Source organism: Kitasatospora sp. NPDC048715 (assembly GCF_043198905.1).
GTDB classification, from domain to species: Bacteria; Actinomycetota; Actinomycetes; order Streptomycetales; family Streptomycetaceae; genus Kitasatospora; species Kitasatospora lactacystinica.
In genome coordinates this window covers 216,904-233,334 of sequence record NZ_JBICVH010000004.1, presented here as the reverse complement: position 1 = coordinate 233,334, position 16,431 = coordinate 216,904, and the positions used below count along the sequence as shown (strand labels likewise).

Here is a 16,431-nt window from a genome sequence, read left to right as displayed (position 1 = left end):
CACGGGAGGGCCCGACCCGGTCGACCGGGTCGGGCCCTCCCGCGCCGCCGCGCTGTCCGGCGCGTCGTCAGCCCCCCAGCACCTTGCCGAGGTCGTACGAGACCGGCTCCTCCAACTGCGCGTAGGTGCAGCTCTCCGGTGTGCGGTCCGGCCGCCAGCGGCGGAACTGCGCGGTGTGCCGGAACCGGGTGCCCTCCATGTGGTCGTACGCGACCTCGACCACCCGCTCGGGGCGCAGCGCGATCCAGGAGAGGTCCTTGCCGCCGGTCCAGCGGCTGACCGCGCCGGGCAGCCGGCCCTCGGCGTGCGCGGCCTCGTCCGCCCAGCCGCCCCAGGGATGCCGCGAGAGGTCCTCCATCCGCAACGGGGCCAGTTCCTCGACGAGTTCGCGCCGGCGGGCCATCGGGAAGGCGGCGCAGACACCGACGTGCTGGAGCCTGCCGTCCCCGTCGAAGATGCCGAGCAGCAGCGAACCGACCACCGGGCCGCTCTTGTGCTCGCGGTAGCCGGCCACCACGCAGTCGGCGGTGCGCTCGTGCTTGATCTTGTACATGGTCCGCTCCCCCGGCCGGTACGGCTGGTCCAGCGGCTTGGCGACCACCCCGTCCAGCCCGGCGCCCTCGTACTCGGCGAACCAGGTCCGGGCGAGGTCGAGGTCGGTGGCGGCGGGGGCGGTGAACACCGGGTCGGCGGCGTCGGCGAGCGCGGCCTCCAGGGCCGGACGGCGCACCAACAGCGGCTCGTCCAGCAGACTCTCCTCCCCGAGGGCGAGCAGGTCGAAGGCGACGAAGGAGGCCGGGGTCCGCTCGGCGAGCAGCCTGACCCGGCTCGCGGCCGGGTGGATGCGCTCCAGCAGCTCCTCGAAGCGCAGCCGGCCGTCCCGGGCGATCACCACCTCGCCGTCCAGCACGCAGCGCAGCGGCAACTCCCGCTTGAACGCCTCGACCAGCTCGGGGAAGTACCTGGTCAGCGGCTTTCCGGTGCGACTGCCGAGCTCCACCTCGTCCCCGTCGCGGAACACGACGGAGCGGAAGCCGTCCCACTTCGCCTCGTACTGCATCCCGGGCGGGATCCTGGCCACCGACTTGGCGAGCATCGGCGCCACCGGCGGCATCACGGGCAGGTCCATGCGTCCGATCCTCGCCCGCATCGCCCCGGAGCGCGCGCCGGGCGCCCGGCGCTTAGCGTGTGGGGCATGGGCTCAGCCGTGGAACTGGAAGTCGCCGGGCGCACCGTCCGGCTGTCGAACCCGGACAAGGTGTACTACCCCGAGCGCGGCTTCACCAAGCTGGACGTCGCGCAGTACTACCTGGCCGTCGCCGACGGGGTGCTGCGCGGGCTCCGCGACCGGCCGACCACCCTGCAGCGCTTCCCGGACGGCGTGGACGGCGAGTTCTTCTACCAGAAGCGCGCCCCCAAGGGCCTGCCGGAATGGCTGCCCACCGCCCGGATCGAATTCCCCTCCGGCCGCTCCGCCGACGAGATCTGCCCCACCGAGCCGGCCGCCGTGCTGTGGGCCGCCAACCTGGGCTGCCTCACCTTCCACCCCTGGCCGGTGCGGCGCTCCGACACCGGCCACGTCGACGAGCTGCGGATCGACCTCGACCCGCAGCCCGGCACCGACTTCCACGACGCCGTCCGCGCCGCCCACGAACTGCGCGCCCTGCTGGAGGAGTACGGGCTGCGCGGCTGGCCCAAGTCCTCCGGCGGGCGCGGACTGCACGTCTACGTGCCGCTGGCGCCCGAGTGGACGTTCACCGACGGGCGGCACGCGGTGATCGCCCTCGGCCGGGTGCTGGAGCAGCGGATGCCCGGGAAGGTCACCACCGCCTGGTGGAAGGAGGAACGCGGCGAGCGGATCTTCGTCGACTACAACCAGATGGCCCGCGACCGCACCATCGCCTCCGCCTACTCGCTGCGCGCCCGCCCGCGCGCCACCGCCTCCGCCCCTCTGCGCTGGGAGGAACTGGACGACGCCGCCCCCGAGGACTTCGACCTGCGCACCCTCCCCGCCCGCTTCGCCGAACTCGGCGACCTGAACGCGGAGATGGACGGCCTGGCGTTCCGCCTGGAGCCCCTGCTGGAGCTGTACGAGAAGCAGCTGCGCGACGAGGGCCTCGGCGAACTCCCGTACCCGCCGGACCACCCCAAGGCGGCCGGCGAGCCCACCCGGGTCCAGCCGAGCCGGGCGAGGAAGAAGTAGTCGGCCGGCCCGGTCAGTCCACCGGCGGCGACCACAGCCCCCGGACCCGGTCGGCGGCCGCGTCGTACCCGAGGAACGGCACCCCGGTGTCGCCCTCGACGTACATCGGCACCGGCCTGCCCAGCCGCCGCCCGATCGCGGTCAGGAACCCGCACAGGACGTCCAGCCGCTCCTGGCCGCGGAGTTCGCCGAGGCCGACGTCGAAGCCGATCTGCTCCGCCCCGAGGAACCGGAAGACGGCGCAGACCTCCGGGGCCGGCCGCACGCACAGAACCGGACACCTGGCACCGGCGGGCCGGGACAGCACCGCCTCGGCCCGCGGCAGCGGCAGCACGAAGCACCCCACGATGAACTCGTACGCCCAGCCCTGCTCCTCGACCAGGTCGAGCAGGGCCTGCCAGTCCGCCACCGTCGTGTCCTCGATGAACACCTCGGCGAGGCAGCCCCCGTCGGTCGGATCGAGCAGCCGTGCCACGTGCTCGTCCCGGCGCAGATCGGTCATCCCGCCGTCCTGCCCGGCGGGCCCGGTCGCTCCGAGCGGCCTATCTCCCCGCTGTCCGCTCATTCGCCCCGCGCACCGGCCGGGGCCAGTTCGGCGATGATGCGGACGGCCTCGGCGATCTGCCCGTCGGTCAGGTCGCCCCGGGCGGTCAGCCGCAGCCGGGAGATGCCGTCCGGGACGGACGGCGGGCGGAAGCAGCCGACGGCGAGGCCCGCGCGGCGGCAGTCGGCGGCCCAGGCCACGGCGGCCTCGGGGCCCGGGGCGCGGACGGACACCACGGCCGCCTCGGGCTCGCAGCTGTGCAGTCCGGCGGCGGTGAGCTGCCGGGCCAGGGTGCGGGCCACCTCGCGGGCGCGCTCGGCGCGGGCCGGCTCGGCGCGCAGCAGCCGCAGGGCGGCGAGGGCGGCGCCGGCGGCGGCCGGGGCGAGACCGGTGTCGAAGATGAAGGTGCGGGCGGTCTCGGTGAGGTGGCGGATCACCCGGCGCGGGCCGAGGACGACGCCGCCCTGCGAGCCGAGCGACTTGGAGAGGGTGGCGGTGGCCACGGTGTCCGGCTGCCCGGCGAGCCCGGCCGCCGCGAGCGCCCCGGTGCCGCCGGGGCCGAGCACGCCCAGCCCGTGCGCGTCGTCGACCAGCAGGGCGGCTCCGTGCGCGCGGGCGGCTTCCGACAGCGCGGGCAGCGGGGCCGCGTCGCCGTCCACCGAGAACACCGAGTCGGTGACCACCAGCGCCCGCGGCCGGGCCCGCCCGGCGAGCGCCTCGGCGACGGCCGCCGGGTCGCTGTGCGGGGCCCGGTGGACGTCGGCGCGGGAGAGCCGGCAGCCGTCGATCAGCGAGGCGTGGTTGTAGGCGTCGGAGACGATCAGGGTGTCCGGGTCGGTGAGCGCGGTCAGCGCCGCGAGGTTGGCCGTGTACCCGGAGGAGAACACCAGCGCGGCCTCCGTTCCGCAGAACTCGGCCAGCTCCTGCTCCAGTTCGGTGTGCAGCGCGGTCGTCCCGGTCACCAGCCGCGACCCCGTCGAGCCGCCGCCCCAGCGCAGCGCAGCGTCCGCGGCAGCCCGTGTGACGACCGGATGCCTGGTCAGGCCCAGGTAGTCGTTGCCCGCGAGGTCCAGCACCGGGTCGTCCGCGGCCCGGCTGCGCAGCGTCCGCGTCAGCCCGGCCTCGGCCCGCATCGCGGCCGTCTGGTCGAGCCAGTCGAAGACGTGCGCGGGAGCGGCGGCCGGGGCGGAGGCAGGGGCGGGGACGGCGGAGCGCGGCTCGGCCGCGAGCGGATGGTTCATGCCCGGCACTCTGGCATGCCGCCGCGTGTCGGGCAATGTGCGGATCGGCACAGTATGAACCGGTCAATCCAGTCGTGATTCACCATCTGTTAACCAGGTATCAATATTCAATTCACCGAAATCATGGCCGCAAAAATAGTACGATCCTTGCCGATCATTTATCCGGGGGGAAAACAATGACCGACCTCGAATTCGAGCGTCGAATGAATCCGTGGCTCTTCGACGACAAGGGCAATCTCACCGAAGAGGCGAAGAAGCAGTTCCCGGACCTAGCCGGCGCCAACGCCGCACCGGTCTCACTGAGCCCGGCGGCCGGCGGCAAGACCGTCGCCGTGAACCCCGGCGTGCTCCAGCAGGCCGCGCAGAACGCCTTCGCCCTGCGGGACGCCGTCAAGACCGAGTGCGACCAGCCCGGCGAGCACGTCAACGCCGCCGCCGGGTCCCTCAAGGGCTGGAACCTCGGCGGCGCGCTCACCGCCACCTGGGGCACCTGGACCAGCCAGTCCGGCGGGCTGCAGACCACCGTCGGCGACATCGGCACCAACCTGCAGACCACGGCCCAGAGTTACACCAGGACCGACACGGACATCCAGGCCCACTTCAACCAGGCGCAGGGCGCCGGACGCTAGCGCCGGCGCGAACGGGGGGATACAGCACGATCATGGTGACGTTCAGTCAGCTCCAGCAGGTCGACCTCGGCGGCCTCGCCTCCGCGGCCGGCGACTTCGAGAGCCTCGTCCGCAAGTGGGACCTCACCCAGCGGATGCAGAACGAGGTCATCGGCACCATCCAGCAGTCCGGCTGGCACGGCGACGCCGCCGGCCTCGCCAACGCCAAGCTCACCTGGGCCCGCGACCAGATCCACGCGGCCTTCGAGGAGGCCTCGGCCCTGGCCAAGACGCTCCGCGACGCCCACACCGAGATCACGGCGGCGAAGAACGACCTCACCACCGCGGTCCAGAACGCGACCCACGAGGGCCTCACCGTCGACGGCGAGGGCGCGGTGCACTGGCCGCCGCCCACGACCCAGGAGGACAAGAAGGACGCCGAGTACGCCAGGAGCTGGAAGGCCAAGGCCGAGACCGCCGCCAAGGCCATCGGCGACGCCATAGACCGCGCCACCGAAGCCGACCAGGACGCCTCCCGGGCCCTGGGCGACGACACCGGCAGCGACGGCACCGCGTTCAACGCCAACCCCGTCGGCGGCATCCCAGAGGAGGAGGCCAAGGCGGCCACCTACATCCTCGGCCTCGGCGACCAGGCCAGCGACGCCCAACTCAAGCACCTCCAGGACATCCTGGACCACCACAAGAGCGACCCGCGGTTCGCCACGTCCTTCTACGGCAACCAGGACCCGGCGACCTTCATGGCCAAGTACGGCGCCATGGCGCAGAGCGGGGACTACGCCAACAGCACGGCCCGCAGCGCGGCGATCAAGGGCATCCAGCAGGACCTCGGCCTCACCCTGGCCACCGCGACCGACACCAAGCAGCCGCTGCACGTCTCGGACGAGTGGGAGAAGCGGTTCCGCGCGGCCGGCGCCACGCAGATCCCCGTCCCCGCCGGCGCAAACCCGGCGCACAGCCCGTACGGCTACCAGATCATGGCCAACCTGCTGCGGAACGGGAAGTACGACGACCACTTCCTCGTCCCGGTCGCCCAGCACATCACCCAGCTCACCCAGGAGAACCCGATGCGCTGGGACGCGGCCACCAAGGCCACGTACCCGTACACCGAGCTCAAGTTCATCGGCGTGCCCGACAAGGACGGCAACATCAGGGGCATCAACCCGATGTCCGCGATCCTGGACGGACTCGGCCACAGCCCCGAGGCCGCCACCAAGTTCTTCCACGACGCACCGACCACGTTCAACCCGGACGGCACGGTCAAGAGCACCGGCGGCGAGAACACCTACCTCAAGATGCTCACCGACACCGGTCCCCGGTCGATCCTGATCGACCAGCAGTACCCGCCCCGTCCCAACCCGGGCACCGCCGACCCGTTCGACGTCACCGCGCTCGGCCACGCCCTGGAGGCGGCCACGACGGGCAAGGCGTACGACGACGCCGACGGCAGGTTCCCCCCGCACACCGCCGCGATGAACGACATCATGAATGACGTGGTGAAGACGTTCGGCACCAAGGACGGCCCGGACCTACTCAAGGGCGGCCTGTTCGCGAACCTCAACGGCAGCCTCGGGAACATGACCGCCAACTACATCGGCGACGTCCAGAACGCGCTGGAGGGAGCGGGCGCCGACTCGAACCTCCTCGGCCAGCCCGAGGTCGCGCGCCTGCTCGGCGCGCTCGGCCAGGATCCGGACGCCTACGCGTCGATCGCGGCCGCGCAGCAGGCGTACACCACAGCCCAGCTCCAGGACGTCCTGGCCCACCCCGAGTTGCACAAGGATCTCGGCATGGCGGTCGAGAACGTCGCCAACCCGGCCGGGAAGGTCAATGGTCTGATCACCAGCGCCATGATCGACGCCATCTATGAGAAGCACACCGCCAGCGACGCCGAGTTCAACGCCGCCATCGACACCAAGCGGGAGATCGCCGGTCAGGTCTGGTCGTTCGCCGGCGACGCGATCAAGGGACGAGCGCCCCTGATCGGCGAGGGCATCGACACCGCGGTCAACCAGATCATGGACAACGTCGCCAACGGCTACAAGGTGGACACCCACAACGACGCCAGCGACGAGGCCGCTACCGCGAGGGCGGCAGCCGAGCGCAAGTCGCATCAGGCGATCATCAACGCCATCCACGATGCCGGCCGCAACGCGGGCGCCGACCCGAACTACATCAACGACGTGGCCCGCCGGGCCGCCCAGGAGGAGGACACCGGCTACACCAGCGGCCGGGGCTTGTACCACGATGCCACCCACAAGGGCTGACCCCGCGTCCCACCACCTGCCACGACCGAGAGCGCTGAGAAATGGTTGACGTCGCCCACATCATCCCGCCGTCCCCGGAAGACCCGTCCCCGCGCCGATCACGGGTCCGTCCCTGGCACGCCGTCGTCGCCCTCGCGGTGGCCGCCGCCGTGGGCGGCGGGCTGTGGGCCTGGAAGCCGTGGCAGTCGGTGGAGCTGCCACAGAGCGCGTGCTGGGGGGTACTGGATGCGAACGACCTCAAGCCGCTGACGGGCCCGGACGGGAAGGCCACCGAGCCCCGGCCGTCCCGCGAGATCGCAACCCCGGCGAAGCCCGCCTCGGGGAGCCGTGACTCCCGTTGCCGCGTCATGTGGCCGGACGCGACCATCCTGCTCGACGCGGAGGTGCGACCGGCACGCGACCGGATCGACGCCGACCGGAAGAACGACGCCGGCGGCGGATCGGTCACCCCGCTCGACTTCGGCCCCGGCGCGACCGGGTGGGTCACGGCCAGCAGCATCGTCCCCGGGAACGCGTCGGTCCGGCTCTACGTGCCGTGCGACTTCGACGCCCCGAGGGACGACAGCGACCAGCCCCCGCCGAAGTACTTCGGCGTGCTGGTTTCCGGGGACATCGTCCACGGCGCCTCCCTCGGCAAGGCCCATCAGGCGTATGCGGACATCGCCCTCAAGATCGGCAGAGCCGCCGCGACCGCGTACGAGTGCCGGAACACCATGACGCTGACCGCTACCGCCCCCCGCGTCGCTTCCTAGCACCCGGACAACAGGAGCTGACTGAACCGTGGTCGACGTCGCACACATCATCCCGCGCTCGCCCGACGACCCGCCGCCGCCACCGCCGTGGTGGCGGCGGCCCCGGGTGCTGCCGTGGCTGGCCGGGGGCCTCGCGGTGGCCGCCGCCGTGGGGGGCGGGCTGTGGGCCTGGCAGCCGTGGCGGTCGTTGGAGATCGCGCAGAGCGCCTGCTGGTCGGCGCTGTCACGCGATGACCTGAAGCCGCTGGCCGGGCGGTTCGGGAAGGTGTACGAGGCCGTGCCGCGGGCCCGGCTCCAGACGCCGGCCGTGCCGGACGAGCCCCGGGTCCGCAGTACCGACTGCCGGGTCGTCTGGAACGGGGACGACGGTTCCGGCGGCTTCCTCCTCGACGTCCGGGTCTACCCCGCCTGGGACGGGGTGGACGCCGACCGCGCCCGGGACACCGGGGAGCACCACGCCGTCGCCGACCTGGACTTCGGCCCCGGCGCGGTGGGGCTGGCCAGCGACGATTCGGATCACTTCGTCCGGCTCTACGTGCGCTGCGACTTCCAGGTGCCGCCCGGGGACCGCCCCGACCTGAAGGCCCCGCCGTACGTCCGCGTGGAGGCCGGGGGCGACCCGGTGGACGGCGCCTCGCCGGCCGGGGCCCGCCAGGCGTACGCCGATGCCGCGCTGAAGGTCGCCCGGGTCGCCGCCGCCGAGTACCGGTGCACCAACCAGGTGCAGCTGCCCGCCGCCGCCCCCGCCGTGCCGGAGCTGTCGAAGGGGAAGGCCGGTGGCTGAGCGCCCGCGCCGGCGTCGTGTCCTGCCGATCGCGCTCGGCGCTGCGGTGCTCGTGGCCGGGGTCGGCGGCGGGCTCTGGTACGTCAAGCCCTGGCAGGGGGTGGACGTGCCGCAGAGCGCCTGCTGGAACGCGTTCACCCATGACGACCTGGCCGCCCTGGTGGGCAAGGGACACAAGGCCGTCGCATGGCAGGACCGGAATGCGCTCACGGACCGGGAGTACTCCCACGACGCCGCCTGCGACGTCACGTGGGAGGACGACAATCCGCTGAACCACGCGGTCGCGAAGATCTCCACCGAGAATCGTGACGAGAAGTTCCGGCAGGCCAAGACCAAGGCCGAGTCGACCGGCTGGGAGCCGATCCGCCCCGCGCCGCTGGACTTCGGCCCGGGAGCCCAGGGCTGGTTGTTCCACGAGGGCACGGTGCAGTTGCTGGTCCGCTGCGACTACCTGGACACGGACGGGCAGCCCTCCGGCCGGCCGTACCGCCTGGTCACGATCACCGGCGACCGCTGGTCCTCGGACACCCCCGTCACCGAGGTCCACCGGATCCGTATCGCCGCCGCCCTGCGCACCGCGAGGGAGCTGGTTCGCGCCCAGGGCTGCACGAACGACCCGCAGCTGGCCGCGCGGGCACCCGCCGCGCCGTTCTGACGGCCTCCCGACCGGCCCGTCGCGGCCCCGGGCTTTGCCGGGGGTGGCGGCGAGCAGGCAAGATAGCCGGGTGACCCTCCTTGATCTGATGCCGAAGCCCGCCACCCCCGACGCGCTGTACGAGACGTTCGCAGCCTGGGCGGAGGATCGGGGGATCACCCTGTACCCGGCGCAGGAGGAGGCGCTGATCGAGCTGGTGTCGGGGAACAACGTGATCCTGGCGACGCCGACCGGGTCGGGCAAGAGCCTGGTGGCGGCGGGGGCGCACTTCGCGGCGCTGGCGGACGGGCAGCGGACGTTCTACACCGCCCCGATCAAGGCGCTGGTGTCGGAGAAGTTCTTCGACCTGGTGAAGATGTTCGGCACCGAGCAGGTCGGCATGATGACCGGCGACGCGAGCGTGAACCCGACCGCGCCGATCATCTGCTGCACCGCCGAGGTGCTGGCCCAGATCGCGCTGCGCGACGGCAGCCGGGCGGACATCGGCCAGGTGGTCATGGACGAGTTCCACTTCTACGCCGAGCCGGACCGCGGCTGGGCGTGGCAGATCCCGCTGCTGGAGCTGCCGCAGGCGCAGTTCCTGCTGATGTCCGCGACGCTCGGCGACGTCCGCCGTTTCGAGGAGGACCTGACCCGCCGCACGGGCCGTCCGACCACGGTGGTGCGCAACGCGACCCGCCCGGTGCCGCTGTTCTACGAGTACCGCCGCACCTCGATGCACGACACCCTGGAGGAGCTGCTGCAGACCGGCCAGGCGCCGGTCTACGTCGTGCACTTCACCCAGAAGGAGGCGGTGGAGCGGGCCCAGTCGCTGATGAGCATCAACATGTGCTCGAAGGCGGAGAAGGAGGCCATCGCCGATCTGATCGGCGGCTTCCGTTTCACCACCAAGTTCGGCCGCAACCTGTCCCGTTTCGTGCGTCACGGCATCGGCGTGCACCACGCGGGCATGCTGCCGAAGTACCGCCGGCTGGTCGAACGCCTCGCCCAGGCGGGCCTGTTGAAGGTCATCTGCGGCACCGACACGCTCGGCGTCGGCGTCAATGTGCCGATCCGCACGGTGCTGTTCACCGCCCTGTCCAAGTACGACGGGCAGCGCGTGCGCATCCTGCGCGCCCGCGAGTTCCACCAGATCGCCGGCCGGGCCGGCCGGGCCGGCTTCGACACCGTCGGCCAGGTGGTCGCGCAGGCGCCGGAGCACGTGATCGAGAACGACAAGGCGATCGCCAAGGCCGGGGACGACCCGAAGAAGAAGCGCAAGGTGGTCCGCAAGAAGGCGCCGGAGGGCTTCGTCGGCTGGACCGAGGAGACCTTCGAGAGGCTGATCGGCGCCGACCCGGAGCCGCTGGTCTCCCGGTTCAAGGTGAGCCACGCGATGCTGCTGTCGGTGATCGGCCGCCCGGGCAACGCCTTCGAGGCGATGCGCAAGCTGCTGACCGACAACCACGAGGACCGGGCCGCGCAGCGCCGGCACATCCGCACCACGATCGCCATCTACCGTTCGCTGCTGGAGGGCGGCGTGGTGGAGCGGCTGCCGGAGCCCGACTCCGAGGGCCGGATCGTCCGCCTCACCCTGGACCTCCAGGAGAACTTCGCGCTCAACCAGCCGCTGTCCACCTTCGCGCTGGCCGCCTTCGAGCTGCTCGACCCGACCTCGCCCTCGTACGCGATGGACGTGATCTCGGTCGTCGAGGCGACCCTCGACGACCCGCGCCAGATCCTCGCCGCCCAGCAGAACAAGGCGCGCGGCGAGGCCGTCGGCGAGATGAAGCGGGACGGCATCGAGTACGAGGAGCGGATGGAGCGGCTCCAGGAGATCACGTACCCGAAGCCGCTGGAGGAGCTGCTCACCCACGCCTACGAGGTGTACCGCCGGGCGCACCCGTGGATCGGCGACCACCAGTTGCAGCCGAAGTCGGTGGTCCGCGACCTGTACGAGCGGGCGATGACCTTCTCGGACTACGTCGGCTTCTACGAGCTGGCCCGCACCGAGGGCATCGTGCTGCGCTACCTGGCCGGCGCGTTCAAGGCGCTGGAGCAGACCGTCCCCGAGGACGTGAAGACCGACGACCTCAAGGACGTCATCGCCTGGCTCGGCGAGCTGGTCCGCCAGGTCGACTCCAGCCTGCTGGACGAGTGGGAGCAGCTGGCCAACCCGACCGAGCCGCAGTCCGCCGAGGTGCGGCTGGACGACAAGCCGGCGCCGGTCACCGCCAACGCCCGCGCCTTCCGCGTCCTGGTGCGCAACGAGATGTTCCGCCGGGTCGAGCTGTGCGCGCTGGAGCACTACGAGGAGCTCGCCGAGCTGGACGGCGAGTACGGCTGGGACGCGGACCGCTGGGCGGACGCCATGGACGGGTACTGGGAGGAGTACGACGACCTCGGCACCGGCCCGGACGCGCGCGGCCCCAAGATGCTGATCATCGAGGAGGAGGACTCCTCCTGGCGGGTCCGGCAGATCTTCGACGACCCGGAGGGCGACCACGACTGGGGCATCAGCGCCGAGGTCGACCTGTACGGCTCGGACGAGGAGGGCCGGGCGGTGCTGCGGGTGACCGCGGTGGACCGGCTCGGCGGCTGAGCCTGATCCCGGTCCGGTCACGGGTCCGGTCACGGGCCCGGCCACGGGTCCGGTCCTGACGATGACGAATCCCCCCGGAGGCCGCGGCTTCCGGGGGGATTCGTCATCGGGCCGCTGTCAGGCCGCCGTCATCGGGCCGCCGTCGGACCGTCACAGGCCGCCGTCAGGCCGCCGCCGTCACATCCAGGCGAACGGCGAGCCCGCCGCGTAGGAGAGCGCGCGGGTGGCCTCGTCCAGGGTCTGTTCGCTGCTGGGCGCCGTGCCGGTGGCCCCCGGGAGCGGCGTGGCCGGCGCCCCGGTGCCGCCGGGGGTGGTGGCCGCCGGCCGGCCGTCGCCCGAGCGCGAGCTGGTGACGGTCACGTAGTGCCCGACCGCCTCGATCCGCGGCTCGCCGCCGGTCCGGGCGCCGCCGGGCGGCTGGGCGGGGGCGGTGGTGGTGTCGGCGAGGATGAAGGCGACCGCGCCGGGCTTGGCCCGCAGGGCGTCGGCGGCCCTGGCGGCGGAGGGCTGGTCGGGGAAGCGCAGCAAGGTGACGCTGCTGAGCACCGGGCGGTCCTGGCCGCTGAAGCTGACGGTCAGGTAGCTCTGGCAGCCGGTGTCCTTGAGCGGGTCCTGGGCGCGGTCCTGGAGCACTTCGGCGCAGTTCTCGCCCTGCCGGACGCCGTTGCGCCGCGCCTTGAAGGCGCCGACCTCGACGGGCCGCTGGGCGGGGAAGAGGTTGTCGACGTTGAGGGCCTCGGGGTCGGTGCGCGGCGGCGGGGCGCCGACCACCTTCGGCGTCGCGGTCGCGTCCTTGCTGGACGGGCCGAGCCCGGGTATGTAGTCGCCGGGCATCGGGCGGGTGATGATCCATCCCCCGGCCGCGACCACCCCGACGACGACGATCCACCCGGCCGTTCGACGGACCGTCAGCCGACGGCCCCGCCTGCGGTCCGTCCCCCCATCGGTGTCGGCGTCGCCGCCGATCCGCTGCTCTGCCCGGCCTTCCCGGCCTTCTCCCGGAGTCGGGGTGCGCTCCCCCTGCGTGGTCATGGCGCAGATTCTAAGCACCCCGGGGGTGGCGTGGATCACGGGGTCGGGGGTTGTGGATCATCGTCCGCCGCAGGCCTCGGCCACCGGCCCGGCGCCACCCTCGCCGCCCGTTCACCACTCGCTCCCTACCCACCGGTAACCTCTGGCCCGACCTCGCGTCAAGCGCGTGACCAGCGGCGGAGCCGTGACCTTCGACACTGTGGCAATCGGCACATCCTCACACCGATCTTCTGGCGGGTTTGCTCTGGCGCCGCTCGATCACCACCAGGCAGGATCGGCCCCATGGATCTGCTCGATACCCTCACCGCCAAGGGCCTGCGCGGCGAAGTCCCGACCCGCGAGGAGGCCCTGGCCGTCCTCGCCACCACCGACGACGAGCTGCTCGACGTGGTCGCCGCGGCCGGCAAGGTGCGCCGCCGCTGGTTCGGCCGCCGGGTCAAGCTCAACTACCTGGTGAACCTGAAGAGCGGGCTCTGCCCGGAGGACTGCTCGTACTGTTCGCAGCGGCTCGGGTCCAAGGCCGAGATCCTCAAGTACACCTGGCTCAAGCCCGACCAGGCCGCCGACGCGGCCCGCGCCGGGGTGGCCGGCGGCGCCAAGCGGGTCTGTCTGGTCGCCAGCGGCCGCGGTCCGACGGACCGCGACATCGACCGGGTCACCGACACCATGGCCGCCATCAAGGACGCCGACCCGGAGGTCGAGATCTGCGTCTGCCTCGGCCTGCTCTCCGACAACCAGGCGGAGCGGCTCAAGGCGGCGGGCGCCGACGCCTACAACCACAACCTCAACACCTCCGAGGGCACCTACGGGACCATCACCAAGACCCACACCTACGCGGACCGGGTGGACACCGTGCAGAAGGCCCACGGCGCGGGCCTGTCCGCCTGCTCCGGCCTGATCGCCGGCATGGGCGAGAGCGACGAGGACCTGGTCGACGTCGTCTTCGCCCTGCGCGACCTGGGCTCGGACTCCGTCCCGGTCAACTTCCTCATCCCGTTCGAGGGCACCCCGCTCGCCAAGGAGTGGAACCTCACCCCGCAGCGCTGCCTGCGCATCCTGGCGATGGTCCGCTTCGTCAACCCGGACACCGAGGTGCGGATCGCCGGCGGGCGCGAGGTGCACCTGCGCTCGATGCAGCCGCTCGGCCTGCACATCGCCAACTCCATCTTCCTCGGCGACTACCTGACCAGCGAGGGCCAGGCCGGGCAGACCGACCTCGACATGATCAAGGACGCCGGCTTCGAGGTCGAGGGCGCCGGCGAGGCCACCCTGCCGCGCCACCGCGCGGACGTCGCCGAGGCAGACCGGGCGGGCGGCGGCTGCGGCACCGCGGCCTCGGCCTGCGGCAGCGGCGGCGGCTGCGGGCCCTGCGGCGGGCACGCCCACACCTCGGACGCCTCCGCCTCGGACGCCTCCGCCCCGGAGACCGTCCCCTCGGAGACCGTCCCCTCGGAGACCGTCTCCCCGGCGGCCGTCGCCGGATCCGGCGCCGAGGACGAGCTCCGCAGCGACCTCGTCAAGGTCCGCCGCCGCGGCGCCGGCACCGAACTCGCGCCCAACGCCTGACAGTTCCGACCCTCCGGAGAACGCACCATGCTCCAGCCGTCCGCGGCCGACCTGCTCGCCCTCGACCGCGCCCATGTGTGGCACCCGTACGGGCCGATGCCCGGGACCGTCACCCCGTACGTGGTCGAGTCCGCCTCCGGGGTGCGGCTGCGCCTGGCCGAGCCGGTCGCGGGCGGGCGGCGCGAGCTGGTCGACGGGATGTCGTCCTGGTGGGCGGCGATCCACGGCTACCGGCACCCGGTGCTGGACGAGGCGGTGCGCGAGCAGCTGGGGCGGATGAGCCATGTGATGTTCGGCGGGCTCACCCACGAGCCCGCCGTCCGGCTGGCCGCCAGGCTGGTGGAGATCACTCCGGAGCCGCTGCGGCACGTCTTCCTCGCCGACTCGGGCTCGGTGGCCGTCGAGGTCGCGATGAAGATGTGCCTCCAGTACTGGCAGTCCATCGGGCGGCCGGCCAAGCGCCGGCTGCTCACCTGGCGCGGCGGCTACCACGGGGACACCTTCCACCCGATGTCGGTGTGCGACCCGGACGGCGGGATGCACCACCTGTGGGGCGGGGTGCTGCCCGGCCAGCTGTTCGCCCCGGAGCCGCCGGCCGGGTTCGACGCTCCGCTCGACCCCGAATACGCCGCTCGGTTCGAGGAGTTGATGGCGCGTCATGCCGACGAGCTGGCCGCCGTCATCGTCGAACCGGTGGTCCAGGGCGCGGGCGGGATGCGCTTCCACTCCCCCGCCTACCTGCGGATGCTGCGCGAACTGTGCGACCGCTACGGGGTGTTGCTGGTCTTCGACGAGATCGCCACCGGCTTCGGGCGCAGCGGCGCCCTGTTCGCCGCCGACCACGCGGGCGTCTCGCCGGACGTGATGTGCCTGGGCAAGGCGCTGACCGGCGGCTACCTGACGCTGGCCGCCGCCCTGTGCACCGGCGAGGTCGCGGACGGGATCAGCCGCGGCGAGGTGCCGGTGCTCGCGCACGGGCCCACGTTCATGGGCAACCCGCTGGCCTGCGCGGTCGCCAACGCCTCGCTGGAGCTGCTGCTCGGGCAGGACTGGTCGACGGAGGTCAAGCGGATCGGGACCGGGCTGACCGAGGGTCTCGCGGCGGCCGCGGACGTCCCCGGCGTACTCGACGTACGGGTCCAAGGGGCCATCGGCGTCGTGCAGTTGGACCACCCGGTGGACGTCCCGGCGGCCACCGAGGCGGCGGCGCGCGAAGGCGTGTGGCTGCGGCCCTTCCGGGACCTGATCTACACGATGCCCCCCTATGTGACGGAGGACGAGGACGTGGCACGGATCGCTGCCGCCGTGACCGCCGCGGCGGTGAAGGGATGAGCGCGCGCATCCTCTTCGTGACGGGGACCAACACGGACGTCGGCAAGACCGTTGCCACGGCCGCCGTCGCCTCGGCGGCGCTGCGGGCCGGGCTGAAGGTAGCCGTGCTCAAGCCCGGGCAGACCGGCGTGACGGCCGAGGAGCCCGGCGACGCAGCCGAAGTCCGGCGCCTGGCGGGCGAGCTGACGATCCGTGAGCTGGTGCGCTACCCCGAGCCGCTGGCGCCCGACACCGCCGCCCGACGGGCCGGGATGCCGTACCTCTCCCCCACCGAGGTGGTGTCCGAGGTCGCCGAGCTGGCTTCCACACACGACCTGGTCCTGGTGGAAGGCGCGGGCGGGCTGCTAGTCCGCTACGACGACGAGGGCCGCACGCTCGCCGACCAGGCCCGGGCGGTGCTCGACGCCGGGCTTCCGGCCGAGGTCCTGCTGATCGCCTCCGCCGGGCTCGGGACGCTCAACATCGTCTCCCTCACCGCGGAGGCCCTGGCGGCCCGGGGCCTGCCGCTCGCGGGCGTACTCGTCGGCTCCTGGCCCGCCGAGCCCGGCCTCGCCGAGCGCTGCAACCTGGCCGACCTGCCCCGCTCCGCCGGCGCCCCCCTGCTCGGCGCCCTGCCGGAACGAGCGGGCGGCGCCGAGGACTTCGCCACTCTGGCGTACACCTCGCTGGCCCCTGAGCTGGGCGGCAGCTGGGACGCCGAGCACTTCGCGCACGCCCACCGGCCCGATTAGGCCGGGCTTCGTCGAGGGTGTGAGGCCGATCCCGGAACCTTCTCAGTGCGGCTGTCGGCCCATGCCGTTCCTTCCATGACAGACGGTCCCACCGCAGACGAGGCCCTGCGGGCCTTG

Annotated in this window: 14 protein-coding genes; 10 read left to right on the top strand and 4 right to left on the bottom strand. The window is 72.6% G+C overall.

Annotated features, from left to right (window positions below):
• Positions 1 to 67: 67 nt before the first annotated feature.
• The gene (locus tag ACGFSC_RS10095; RefSeq protein WP_359913319.1) at positions 68 to 1,129 is read right to left on the bottom strand and encodes an ATP-dependent DNA ligase; all 1,062 of its coding nucleotides are present in this window, start codon (positions 1,127 to 1,129) and stop codon (positions 68 to 70) included.
• Between the two features lie 66 nt (positions 1,130 to 1,195).
• On the opposite strand from ACGFSC_RS10095, the gene ligD reads away from it, so the two are divergent.
• Positions 1,196 to 2,203, top strand: a complete 1,008-nt coding sequence (gene ligD / locus ACGFSC_RS10090) for a non-homologous end-joining DNA ligase (protein WP_359913322.1) — start codon at positions 1,196 to 1,198, stop codon at positions 2,201 to 2,203.
• Positions 2,204 to 2,216: 13 nt separating this feature from the next.
• On the opposite strand, the gene ACGFSC_RS10085 is transcribed toward ligD, so the two are convergent.
• A complete protein-coding gene (locus ACGFSC_RS10085; protein WP_359913325.1) occupies positions 2,217 to 2,705 on the bottom strand; it encodes a hypothetical protein in 489 nt (162 codons plus the stop codon).
• 59 nt (positions 2,706 to 2,764) lie between these two features.
• Complete coding sequence (locus ACGFSC_RS10080) at positions 2,765 to 3,988, bottom strand: 8-amino-7-oxononanoate synthase (RefSeq protein ID WP_380350639.1); 1,224 nt, start codon at positions 3,986 to 3,988, stop codon at positions 2,765 to 2,767.
• 176 nt (positions 3,989 to 4,164) lie between these two features.
• On the opposite strand from ACGFSC_RS10080, the gene ACGFSC_RS10075 reads away from it, so the two are divergent.
• From ACGFSC_RS10075 to ACGFSC_RS10050, 6 genes are all read left to right on the top strand, one after another.
• Positions 4,165 to 4,617 (top strand): hypothetical protein, encoded by a 453-nt coding sequence (locus tag ACGFSC_RS10075; protein ID WP_359913327.1) that lies wholly within the window; start codon positions 4,165 to 4,167, stop codon positions 4,615 to 4,617.
• 32 nt (positions 4,618 to 4,649) lie between these two features.
• Positions 4,650 to 6,881 carry a hypothetical protein gene (locus tag ACGFSC_RS10070; protein ID WP_359913329.1) on the top strand — a complete coding sequence of 744 codons (2,232 nt, stop codon included), beginning with the start codon at positions 4,650 to 4,652 and terminating at the stop codon, positions 6,879 to 6,881.
• 41 nt (positions 6,882 to 6,922) lie between these two features.
• Positions 6,923 to 7,633: a hypothetical protein gene (locus ACGFSC_RS10065; RefSeq protein ID WP_359913332.1), complete on the top strand. Its 711-nt coding sequence runs from the start codon at positions 6,923 to 6,925 to the stop codon at positions 7,631 to 7,633.
• 28 nt (positions 7,634 to 7,661) lie between these two features.
• Positions 7,662 to 8,417 carry a hypothetical protein gene (locus tag ACGFSC_RS10060; protein ID WP_359913335.1) on the top strand — a complete coding sequence of 252 codons (756 nt, stop codon included), beginning with the start codon at positions 7,662 to 7,664 and terminating at the stop codon, positions 8,415 to 8,417.
• Entirely contained in the window at positions 8,410 to 9,072 is a 663-nt protein-coding gene (locus ACGFSC_RS10055; protein ID WP_359913338.1) for a hypothetical protein, read from the top strand. The genes ACGFSC_RS10060 and ACGFSC_RS10055 overlap by 8 nt, the downstream gene beginning before the upstream one ends.
• A gap of 88 nt (positions 9,073 to 9,160) precedes the next feature.
• Positions 9,161 to 11,653, top strand: coding sequence for a DEAD/DEAH box helicase (locus ACGFSC_RS10050; protein WP_380350683.1), 2,493 nt, complete (start codon positions 9,161 to 9,163; stop codon positions 11,651 to 11,653).
• Between the two features lie 177 nt (positions 11,654 to 11,830).
• On the opposite strand, the gene ACGFSC_RS10045 is transcribed toward ACGFSC_RS10050, so the two are convergent.
• On the bottom strand, positions 11,831 to 12,685 hold the full coding sequence (locus ACGFSC_RS10045; protein WP_359913343.1) for a hypothetical protein: 855 nt from the start codon (positions 12,683 to 12,685) through the stop codon (positions 11,831 to 11,833).
• Between the two features lie 282 nt (positions 12,686 to 12,967).
• Here ACGFSC_RS10045 and bioB point away from each other — a divergent pair, with 282 nt between their 5' ends.
• From bioB to bioD, 3 genes are read left to right on the top strand one after another with little or no spacing between them, the layout of a single operon-like run.
• On the top strand, positions 12,968 to 14,251 hold the full coding sequence (gene bioB / locus ACGFSC_RS10040) for a biotin synthase BioB (RefSeq protein WP_359913346.1): 1,284 nt from the start codon (positions 12,968 to 12,970) through the stop codon (positions 14,249 to 14,251).
• Positions 14,252 to 14,278: 27 nt separating this feature from the next.
• Positions 14,279 to 15,583, top strand: a complete 1,305-nt coding sequence (locus ACGFSC_RS10035) for an adenosylmethionine--8-amino-7-oxononanoate transaminase (RefSeq protein ID WP_359913348.1) — start codon at positions 14,279 to 14,281, stop codon at positions 15,581 to 15,583.
• Positions 15,580 to 16,314, top strand: coding sequence for a dethiobiotin synthase (gene bioD / locus ACGFSC_RS10030; RefSeq protein ID WP_359913351.1), 735 nt, complete (start codon positions 15,580 to 15,582; stop codon positions 16,312 to 16,314). Before ACGFSC_RS10035 ends, bioD begins: the two co-directional genes overlap by 4 nt.
• The last annotated feature ends 117 nt before the right edge of the window (positions 16,315 to 16,431 follow it).

What these genes read in the sequence shown, in the direction of transcription:
- ACGFSC_RS10070 (WP_359913329.1), top strand. Translation starts at nt 4,650, where the DNA reads ATGGTGACGTTCAGTCAGCTCCAGCAGGTCGACCTCGGCGGCCTCGCC.
- ACGFSC_RS10095 (WP_359913319.1), bottom strand. Translation starts at nt 1,129, where the DNA reads ATGGACCTGCCCGTGATGCCGCCGGTGGCGCCGATGCTCGCCAAGTCG.
- ACGFSC_RS10050 (WP_380350683.1), top strand. Translation starts at nt 9,161, where the DNA reads ATGCCGAAGCCCGCCACCCCCGACGCGCTGTACGAGACGTTCGCAGCC.
- bioB (WP_359913346.1), top strand. Translation starts at nt 12,968, where the DNA reads ATGGATCTGCTCGATACCCTCACCGCCAAGGGCCTGCGCGGCGAAGTC.
- ACGFSC_RS10085 (WP_359913325.1), bottom strand. Translation starts at nt 2,705, where the DNA reads ATGACCGATCTGCGCCGGGACGAGCACGTGGCACGGCTGCTCGATCCG.
- ACGFSC_RS10075 (WP_359913327.1), top strand. Translation starts at nt 4,165, where the DNA reads ATGACCGACCTCGAATTCGAGCGTCGAATGAATCCGTGGCTCTTCGAC.
- ACGFSC_RS10035 (WP_359913348.1), top strand. Translation starts at nt 14,279, where the DNA reads ATGCTCCAGCCGTCCGCGGCCGACCTGCTCGCCCTCGACCGCGCCCAT.
- ACGFSC_RS10080 (WP_380350639.1), bottom strand. Translation starts at nt 3,988, where the DNA reads ATGAACCATCCGCTCGCGGCCGAGCCGCGCTCCGCCGTCCCCGCCCCT.
- bioD (WP_359913351.1), top strand. Translation starts at nt 15,580, where the DNA reads ATGAGCGCGCGCATCCTCTTCGTGACGGGGACCAACACGGACGTCGGC.
- ACGFSC_RS10045 (WP_359913343.1), bottom strand. Translation starts at nt 12,685, where the DNA reads ATGACCACGCAGGGGGAGCGCACCCCGACTCCGGGAGAAGGCCGGGAA.
- ligD (WP_359913322.1), top strand. Translation starts at nt 1,196, where the DNA reads ATGGGCTCAGCCGTGGAACTGGAAGTCGCCGGGCGCACCGTCCGGCTG.
- ACGFSC_RS10065 (WP_359913332.1), top strand. Translation starts at nt 6,923, where the DNA reads ATGGTTGACGTCGCCCACATCATCCCGCCGTCCCCGGAAGACCCGTCC.